This window comes from Bacteroidales bacterium (assembly GCA_041671145.1).
Taxonomy (GTDB): domain Bacteria; phylum Bacteroidota; class Bacteroidia; order Bacteroidales; family JAHJDW01; genus JAQUPB01.
Genome location: JBAZBZ010000062.1, coordinates 1 through 9,194, shown reverse-complemented (window position 1 = coordinate 9,194; position 9,194 = coordinate 1). Strand labels below are relative to the sequence as shown.

At 35.0% G+C, this 9,194-nt stretch carries 7 protein-coding genes; 5 read left to right on the top strand and 2 right to left on the bottom strand.

What is annotated here, in order from left to right:
- Positions 1-502: 502 nt before the first annotated feature.
- Entirely contained in the window at positions 503-1,459 is a 957-nt protein-coding gene (gene tal / locus WC223_13375) for a transaldolase (protein ID MFA6925230.1), read from the top strand.
- A gap of 5 nt (positions 1,460-1,464) precedes the next feature.
- Positions 1,465-3,840, top strand: a complete 2,376-nt coding sequence (locus tag WC223_13370) for a phosphoketolase family protein (protein MFA6925229.1) — start codon at positions 1,465-1,467, stop codon at positions 3,838-3,840.
- Between the two features lie 88 nt (positions 3,841-3,928).
- Here WC223_13370 and WC223_13365 read toward each other — a convergent pair whose 3' ends face one another.
- Both WC223_13365 and panB read right to left on the bottom strand, forming a co-directional pair.
- Entirely contained in the window at positions 3,929-4,591 is a 663-nt protein-coding gene (locus tag WC223_13365) for an RluA family pseudouridine synthase (protein MFA6925228.1), read from the bottom strand.
- Between the two features lie 131 nt (positions 4,592-4,722).
- Positions 4,723-5,538: a 3-methyl-2-oxobutanoate hydroxymethyltransferase gene (panB, locus tag WC223_13360; protein ID MFA6925227.1), complete on the bottom strand. Its 816-nt coding sequence runs from the start codon at positions 5,536-5,538 to the stop codon at positions 4,723-4,725.
- A gap of 160 nt (positions 5,539-5,698) precedes the next feature.
- Here panB and WC223_13355 point away from each other — a divergent pair, with 160 nt between their 5' ends.
- From WC223_13355 to WC223_13345, 3 genes are all read left to right on the top strand, one after another.
- On the top strand, positions 5,699-6,772 hold the full coding sequence (locus WC223_13355) for a hypothetical protein (GenBank protein ID MFA6925226.1): 1,074 nt from the start codon (positions 5,699-5,701) through the stop codon (positions 6,770-6,772).
- A 15-nt stretch (positions 6,773-6,787) separates the two neighbouring features.
- On the top strand, positions 6,788-7,981 hold the full coding sequence (gene sucC / locus WC223_13350; protein ID MFA6925225.1) for an ADP-forming succinate--CoA ligase subunit beta: 1,194 nt from the start codon (positions 6,788-6,790) through the stop codon (positions 7,979-7,981).
- Between the two features lie 280 nt (positions 7,982-8,261).
- A partial coding sequence (locus WC223_13345; protein ID MFA6925224.1) for a GTP-binding protein occupies positions 8,262-9,194 on the top strand: 933 nt, incomplete at its 3' end.

Sequence of the window (9,194 nt, the reverse complement as noted above, 5' to 3'; positions counted from 1 at the left end):
CCCATACAGCAATTGTTTGACGACTATTATCTACAAGATTTCAAAGAACTTAATTGTAATCAATTGAAATTTAATTTATAATGTTAGGATGTTAGTGTTAATATAAAGTAAATTATTTTTTGTATCTGTATAAAAAATATTATACGAAATACGAAAAACAATCTGTGAAATCCAAATGTAAATTCAATTATTAGATTAAAACAAAAAAAGCGTAGATATTTTTACACTTTAGATGTGTGTATGATTTGATTTATTAAAAATGCTTTTCTTTACTCTGTAAATAACCAAATAAATATTACATTTGTTCTTATTTAAAAATAAGTTAATCTTTTTTTATTTCTAATATAGTGTTTTGTTAATTGTGTTATGATATTTTACAAAAGATGTATGAGGTAAGAAGTAGGAATTCCATATTGAAAGTATTGTTCATGTTTTTTCATACTTCGATTTTTACGACATTTTATGCTTAACTTAATAATAGTAATAATTAATACATTTCTATATGAACTTTCTTGAACAGCTTAAAACATTTACAAAAGTAGTTGCCGATACCGGTGATTTTGAATCAATGAAAGAGTTCAAACCTATTGATTCAACTACAAATCCATCGCTTATATTGATTGCGTCTCAGGACAAAATTTATTCTTCTCTTATTGATGAAGCAGTAAGTTTTGCAAAAAGTAAATCTGCTACAAAAGAAAATCAACTTGCCATAGCTCTAGATAAAGTTGCTGTGGATTTCGGATTGGAAATATTAAAGATAATTCCCGGAAGAGTTTCCACCGAAACAGATGCACGACTTGCTTTTGACACAGAGGGAATAATAAATAAATCCAGAGAACTTATATCTTTATATAATAATGCAGGTATTGAAAACAGCAGGATACTAATAAAGATTGCTTCAACATGGGAAGGAATTAAAGCAGCAAAAGTACTTGAAAAAGAAGGAATACATTGCAATCTGACTTTACTTTTTTCATTGCCTCAGGCAATTGCTTGTGCAGAAGCTGGCGTAACGCTTATTTCGCCATTTGTCGGTCGTGTTCTCGATTGGCACAAAAAAAATAATGGTGTTGAAAACATTCCAGCATCCGAAGATCCCGGAGTACTGCTTGTGAAAAATATTTATAATTACTTTAAAAAGCATGGTTATAAAACTGAAGTTATGGGAGCAAGTTTTAGGAACACCGGCGAAATAATAGAATTAGCCGGTTGCGACTTGTTAACAATCTCTCCAAAACTTTTAAATGAATTGGAGCAAAATGAAGGCACTCTTGAAAGAAAACTAAATCCCGAAATTGCAAAAGACATGAAAATTGAAATGATTGAGCTTGATGAAAAAAAGTTTCGCTGGATGCTGAACGAAGATGCTATGGCTACCGAAAAACTTGCTGAAGGAATAAGAAAATTTTCAGAAGATGTTTTAAAACTTGAAAAAAATTTAATAAATAAATTTTAAATATTATGACTGATGTTAAGGAATTGCCGCCACTTTCCAAGGAAGAAGCAAAAAAAATAAATGCGTATTGGCACGCCGCAAATTATTTATCAATAGGACAAATATATCTTTTAGATAATCCGCTATTGCGAGAACCGTTAAAAATAGAGCATGTCAAGCCACGGCTATTAGGACATTGGGGAACCACTCCCGGTTTGAATTTTATTTATGTTCATCTAAATCGTATAATTAAAAAAAATAATTTAAACATACTTTATGTTACCGGACCCGGACACGGCGGACCAGGCATAGTTGCCAACACCTACCTCGAAGGAACATACAGCGAAGTTTATCCGAACATCTCACAGGATATTGAAGGCATGAAAAAATTATTCACCCAGTTTTCTTTTCCGGGAGGAATACCAAGTCATGTAGCTCCCGAAACTCCCGGCTCTATTCACGAGGGTGGAGAACTTGGCTATTCTCTTTTGCATGCGTACGGAGCAGTTTTTGATAATCCCGGTTTAATTGCATGCTGTGTTGTAGGAGACGGAGAAGCCGAAACAGGTGCTCTTGCCACAAGCTGGCATTCAAATAAATTTCTGAATCCCATTATTGATGGAACTGTCTTGCCGATACTTCATCTTAATGGTTATAAAATTGCCAACCCCACTGTTCTCGCAAGAATCAGCCGCGAAGAACTAACCAGCTTATTCGAAGGATACGGACATAAAGTTTATTTTGTTGAAGGTGATGAGCCGGAAAAAATGCATCAACTCATGGCAATAACGCTTGATTCAGTTTTTTCTGAAATAAAAACAATTCAAAATGAAGCCAGAGCAAACGGCTTCAAAGAACACCCGAAATGGCCTATGATAATATTGCGCACACCAAAAGGATGGACTGGTCCGAAAATAGTTGATGACTTGCAGGTAGAAGGAACATTTCGTTCACATCAGGTTCCTTTATCTAAGTTGGCAAGCAATCCGGAACATTTAAAATTACTCGAAAACTGGATGCGAAGTTATAAACCCGAAGAGCTTTTTGATGACAGTGGAAAACTAAAACCAGAACTCTCAGAAATTGCTCCGAAAGGGCAATACCGCATGAGTGCAAATCCTCATGCAAATGGCGGAGAACTTCTCAAAGACCTTAAAATGCCCGATTTTCGTGATTATGCAATAAACATTTTAAAGCCGGGAACCACTAAAGCCGAATCGGCAAGTGTTATGGGGAACTTTTTACGGGATGTGGTAAAACTCAATATAGAAAGTAAAAACTTCAGAGTATTCAGTCCTGATGAAAATAATTCAAACCGTCTTAGTGCTGTTTTGGAAGTAACAAACCGTGTTTCAACAGCAGAAATTTTACCCGGAGATGACCACATTACTCATGATGGTCGCGTAATGGAAGTTCTTAGCGAAAATATTTGTCAGGGCTGGTTAGAAGGTTATCTGCTGACAGGCAGACATGGCTTCTTCTCTTGCTATGAAGCGTTTATTCGTATTGTTGATTCAATGCTTAATCAACATGCCAAATGGCTAAAAACCACAAGGCATATTCCATGGCGGCGACCAATAGCTTCTTTAAATTATCTTTTAACATCGCACGTTTGGAGGCAGGACCATAATGGATTTAGCCATCAGGACCCCGGTTTTATTGACCATGTTATAAATAAAAAATCTGAAATAGTTAGGGTTTATCTTCCGCCCGATGCCAATACGCTGCTTTCCGTTACCGACCATTGTTTGAAAAGCAGACATTATATAAATGTCATAATAGCCGGAAAGCATCCCGAATTGCAGTATCTGGATATGGATTCAGCAATAAAACATTGTACCGAAGGAATAGGAATATGGGATTGGGCAAGTAACGACCACGTATGCGAACCTGATGTTGTAATGGCTTGCGCCGGTGATGTTCCAACACTTGAAACATTGGCTGCTGTTGATATTCTTCGCCGGAATTTCAAGGAGTTGAAAATCCGCGTTATCAATATTGTTGATTTGATGACTCTTGAACCTCCGAACGAGCACCCACATGGCTTGTCCGACAAAGATTTTGATTCGCTTTTTACAACCGACAGACCGGTTATTTTTGCATTTCACGGCTATCCATTATTAATACATCGCCTAACATACAAAAGAAATAATCATAAAAACATTCATGTTAGAGGATACAAAGAAGAAGGAACAACTACCACGCCTTTCGACATGGTTGTGCTTAACGACCTCGACAGATTTCATCTTGTAATTGATGTTATTGACCGTGTGGCAAAGCTTGAAAAAATTGGTGCTCATGTGAAACAGGAAATGCACGACAAATTAATTGAACATAAACAATACATAATTAAACACGGTGATGATATGCCTGAAATCCGCAATTGGAAATGGGAGTATTAAATTAAATTTTTATTTTATTAACTACTATTGAAGTATGAGATACGAGGTATGAGATAAAAAAAAACCGGACTAAAAATTTAAAATTATTTCAAAACTTTTTCCAGATAGCGTCAGCCGGCGGTTCTGCAATTATTTTAATAAATTCTTTTTTTACAGGATGAATAAATTCGATGCTTCTTGCGTGAAGATTTATTGAGTAATCTCTGTTTGCACGCGGGTATCCATATTTATTATCACCAATTATAGGACAACCGATATTCGCCAATTGCGCTCTGATTTGATGGTGCCTTCCTGTGAGCAAATCAATTTCGAGCAAATAATATCCAACAATATTTTTTATTACTTCATAAGTAAGTTCAGCGAGAACAGCCCCTTCTATCTGTTGAGCATAAACCTTTGAAATATTTTTTTCTTCATATTTTTTTATAAAATCTATCAATCTTCCATGCTGTTCGGGTGGTTTATTTCTAACTACAGCCCAGTAAGTTTTTTTTATTTCCTTGTCATGAAACATCTTTGTTAATCTTGATAATGCTTTGCTTGTGCGAGCAAAAAGCACAGCACCGCTTGCAGGACGGTCGAGACGATGCACAACACCAATAAAAACATCTCCGGGTTTATTATATTTTGTTTTAATGTAATCCTTGACAAATTCGCTTAACGGCTTGTCGCCCGTCTTATCTCCCTGAACAATATCAGATGGCTTTTTGTTAACAGCAATTATATGATTATCTTCGTAAAGAATTTCCAACATAAAACTTAAAATAAAACGAAAAAAAAATAATTGTTAATCGTTATTTATTCTATCAATCTTCCCAACAATCGACAGAAGTTAAAATCCTTGAATCTTTTATCCTAATTTCCAAATTCTAAATCCTAAATTTAATACTGTTCTCTTTCATTAGGAAAATCGCGTGCTTTCACATCTTTAATATATGACTCCACCGAACCTTTGATTTCTTCATAAAGATTATTATATCTTCTTAAAAAACGCGGCGAAAATTCCTGAGTTATACCAAGCATATCATGTAAAACCAGCACTTGTCCGTCAACCCCACCACCCGCTCCTATTCCTATTAACGGAATATTTCTTTCTTTTGTAACTTCTGCGGCAAGTTTTGCAGGAATTTTTTCAAGAACTATAGCAAAACATCCTGAGTCCTCAAGCACCTTGGAATCATCAATAAGCTGCTTAGCTTCAGTTTCTTCTTTTGCTCTTACAATGTAAGTTCCGAATTTGTAAATTGCCTGTGGTGTTAAACCCAAGTGACCCATAACAGGAATTCCCGCAGAGATAATGCGTTCTACAGATTCTTTTATTTCTATTCCACCTTCAAGTTTTACAGCATGAGCACCCGATTCTTTCATAATTCTTATTGCCGAACTAAGTGCTTCTAATGAATTTCCCTGATATGTACCGAAGGGTAAATCCACAACAACCAAAGCTCTTGAAACCGCTCTCACTACGGATGATGCATGATATATCATTTCATTCAAAGTAATCGGCAATGTTGTTTTATGCCCTGCCATTACATTTGAAGCCGAGTCGCCGACTAAAATCACATCTATTCCTGCTTCATCAATAATTTTTGCAAAAGAATAATCATACGCAGTAATCATTGAAATCTTTTCATCTTGCAGCTTCATTTCCTGCAAAACGTGGGTTGTTATTTTTTTTAAACTTTTTGATTGATGCATTGCATTTGGCTTTTTAGTAAAAAAGTAAAAATAAATAATATGAGCTTATCATTTTTTTACAAAAGTAAATAATAAAAAAAACTAAAAAAAATTTATGCTTTTATTCTTTTTATTCAAATAATACAATAAATTTGCTTTGATATTTTTTGCTTACAGTTTTATGAGAAAAATCATATTAATTATTGCTTGCATAATTTTATTGGATATTATATCCTGCAAGACAGATTTTGATATAAATGCAAAATGGAAAGACATCGCTGTTGTTTATGGATTGCTCAATCCCGATGACAACGTTCAGTTTATAAAAATAAACAGAGCTTATCTTGGCAAAGGCAATGCAATTACAATGGCATCAAACCCCGATTCCACAACCTATCCTGATGGAACTTTGGAAGTAAAAATAGAAAAATGGACAAACGGCTCTTTACAAAAAACTTATAATTTACATGATACACTTATTAATAACAAAGAAAGCGGCATATTCCCTTCGCCTCAGCAAAAACTTTTTTGCTTTTATACAAGAGCTACAACAGGCGATGCTATTGACCGCGAGAGCATTTATAAACTTTACATTAAAAATACAAAAACGAATAAGATAATAAACAGTTCTGCCGTAATTGTAAAAAAAATGCTATCAAGTGATATTTCTCCTTCTTCTTCAATTATGGGTTTTACCGCAACCACACAAAACTCCATTAAATGGAAAAGTGCAGCAGATGGAAGAAAATATGAAGTAATTCTTAGATTCTGGTATGTTGAAATCAATAATAATCCTCCAAACGATTCAGTTGAAAAACATATTGATTGGAATATAGGTAGTGTAAGAGCAACGAATTTAACCGGAGGAGAAAACATGGATGTAAGTTACATACCAGGTAATTTTCTTCAGTATATCGGCGGAAAAGTTGCTGTTAATTCAAACTTATCAAGGCGTGTAGGTAAGGAATATAGAAATACTGATTTAATCCATGACCAATACACTCATCACCTTGACTTAATCATTGCTGTAGCAAGTGACGACCTTACCACATACATGGATGTTAACGCACCAAGCAACGATATCGTACAGGAACGACCGCAATTCACAAACATTACAAACGGAATTGGTATATTTTCTTCACGATATTTCGATACTAATAAAAAGAAATTCAGTAATGTCTCAACAGCAGCTTCGCAGGACTCCCTTATAAACGGTTCTCACACAAATAACCGAAACTTTTTCTTTCGTCAATAAAATAGATACTTTATTATGAATATCCACGAATATCAGGCAAAAGTTCTTTTAAAGAAATTCGGAGTTGCTGTTCCCGAAGGTTTTGTTGCAACCAATGTTGATGAAGCAATTGAAGCAGCAAAAAAAATAAAAGCAATTACAGGAAAAGAACAATTTGTTATCAAGGCGCAAATACATGCAGGCGGACGCGGTAAAGGCGGCGGAGTGAAGCCCGCAAATGGCTTTGATGAAGTAAAAGAATATGCAAAGAAAATCATTGGGATGCAACTCATTACTCACCAAACAACACCTGAAGGTAAAAAAGTAAACAAGGTTTTGATTGAACAAAATATTTTTTACAAAGGCAAAAGTGATATAAAAGAATTTTATTTAAGTATTTTGTTGAACAGAAAAACTTCGAGAAATATTATAATGTATTCAACCGAAGGAGGAATGGATATTGAAGAAGTTGCCTCAAAAACACCTGATTTGATTTTCACCGAAGAAATAAATCCAAAAACAGGACTTGAAGATTCGCAGTGCGAAAAAATCGGAACAAACCTTAAACTTGATGGCACTGCTTATGCTAATATTTTACCATTTTTAAAGGCACTTTACAAAGCTTATATTTCAATTGATGCAAGCTTGATTGAAATCAATCCACTTTTCAAAACCTCTGACAATATAATAATGGCAGCCGATGCGAAAGTACGTATTGATAATAACGCATTGTTCCGTCATCCCGAATTAATTGAATTGCGTGATATTTCCGAAGAAGACCCGACTGAAGTTGAAGCAAGCAAATATAAACTTAATTACATTAAGCTTGATGGCAATATTGGCTGCATGGTTAACGGTGCCGGTTTAGCAATGGCAACAATGGACATAATAAAACTTGCCGGCGGTGAACCTGCAAACTTTCTTGATGTCGGTGGAAGTGCCGATGCTAAAAGAGTTGAGAATGCTTTCAGAATAATTTTAAAAACCCCAAATGTAAAGGCAATACTCGTAAACATTTTCGGCGGTATTGTTTGGTGCGACCGTGTGGCTGAAGGAATTGTTGAAGCATTTAAAAATATTGGCAGTATTTCAATTCCTATTATTGTCCGCCTTCAAGGCACAAATGCCGAAAAAGCAAAAGAAATTATAGACAAATCCGGACTCAAAGTACAGTCGGCAATACTTCTGCAAGATGCCGCCAATATGGTTACTGATGCTTTAAAAAAATAGTTTTCTGTTTTCGCTTTTTATAAAATTTTTACTTTTATTTTAAATCGCTAAATTATTAATTCTATTTTTCATTTTTATATTTTCATCATTATAGTAATTGCAGAACTTATTTTATATGAAAAATTAAAGCACTAACTAAATTTAAATAACGATGCAGAAGAAACAATAAGTTTTACTTGTGCTTATAAAGAATTATTTTATCCCTGAATACAGGGATAATTTTTTTTTAATGAATTAAGGTACTACATTTGCAGCTTGAATTTAGCAGGAGTAAAAAAATATGTCGGAAATAAGAAATGTAGCAATAATAGCACATGTAGACCACGGTAAAACCACGTTAGTTGATAGGATATTGCATCAGGTGAAATTATTCAGAGATAATCAGGAAGTACGCGAATTATTGCTCGACTCCAATGACCTGGAGCGTGAAAGAGGAATAACAATATTAGCTAAAAATGTATCGGTAAGATACAAAGGAGTTAAAATAAATATTATTGATACCCCCGGACATTCCGATTTTGGCGGCGAAGTGGAACGTGTATTGAATATGGCTGACGGAGTGTTGCTGTTGGTTGATGCTTTCGAAGGTCCTATGCCGCAAACAAGATTTGTACTTGAAAAAGCAATTGAACGCGGGTTAAAATCCATTGTTGTAATCAACAAGGTTGACAAACCCAATTGTTCTCCGGATGAAGCACATGAAGCGGTTTTTGATTTGATGATGAGTTTGGACGCAAACGAGGAGCAATTGAATTTCCCTACAGTTTTCGGTTCGTCAAAACTCGGGTGGATGGCAGCTGACTGGAAAACTCCGGCTAATGATATAAGTTTTTTGCTCGATACAATTATTGAATATTTCAAACCACCTGTTAAAGAACCCGGAACATTGCAAATGCAAATCACTTCGCTTGATTATTCATCTTATGTCGGACGTATTGCCGTTGGGCGCATATCACGCGGAAAAATAAAAATGGGACAACAGATTTCTATTGTAAAAAAAGATGGAAGTGTTGTCAAATCTATGGTTAAGGAATTATATTTATTTGAAGGATTAGCAAAAGAAAAAGTGAAATTTGAAGTTGAAGCAGGAGAAATTTGCGCCGTGCTTTGCAATGAAAGTTTTGAAATCGGCGACACCATTGCCGATTATGAAAATCCGGAAGGACTCACTTTTATTCATGTTGACGAGCCCACAATGAGCATGGTATTTACA

What these genes read in the sequence shown, in the direction of transcription:
- tal (MFA6925230.1), top strand. Translation starts at nt 503, where the DNA reads ATGAACTTTCTTGAACAGCTTAAAACATTTACAAAAGTAGTTGCCGAT.
- WC223_13370 (MFA6925229.1), top strand. Translation starts at nt 1,465, where the DNA reads ATGACTGATGTTAAGGAATTGCCGCCACTTTCCAAGGAAGAAGCAAAA.
- panB (MFA6925227.1), bottom strand. Translation starts at nt 5,538, where the DNA reads ATGCATCAATCAAAAAGTTTAAAAAAAATAACAACCCACGTTTTGCAG.
- WC223_13355 (MFA6925226.1), top strand. Translation starts at nt 5,699, where the DNA reads ATGAGAAAAATCATATTAATTATTGCTTGCATAATTTTATTGGATATT.
- sucC (MFA6925225.1), top strand. Translation starts at nt 6,788, where the DNA reads ATGAATATCCACGAATATCAGGCAAAAGTTCTTTTAAAGAAATTCGGA.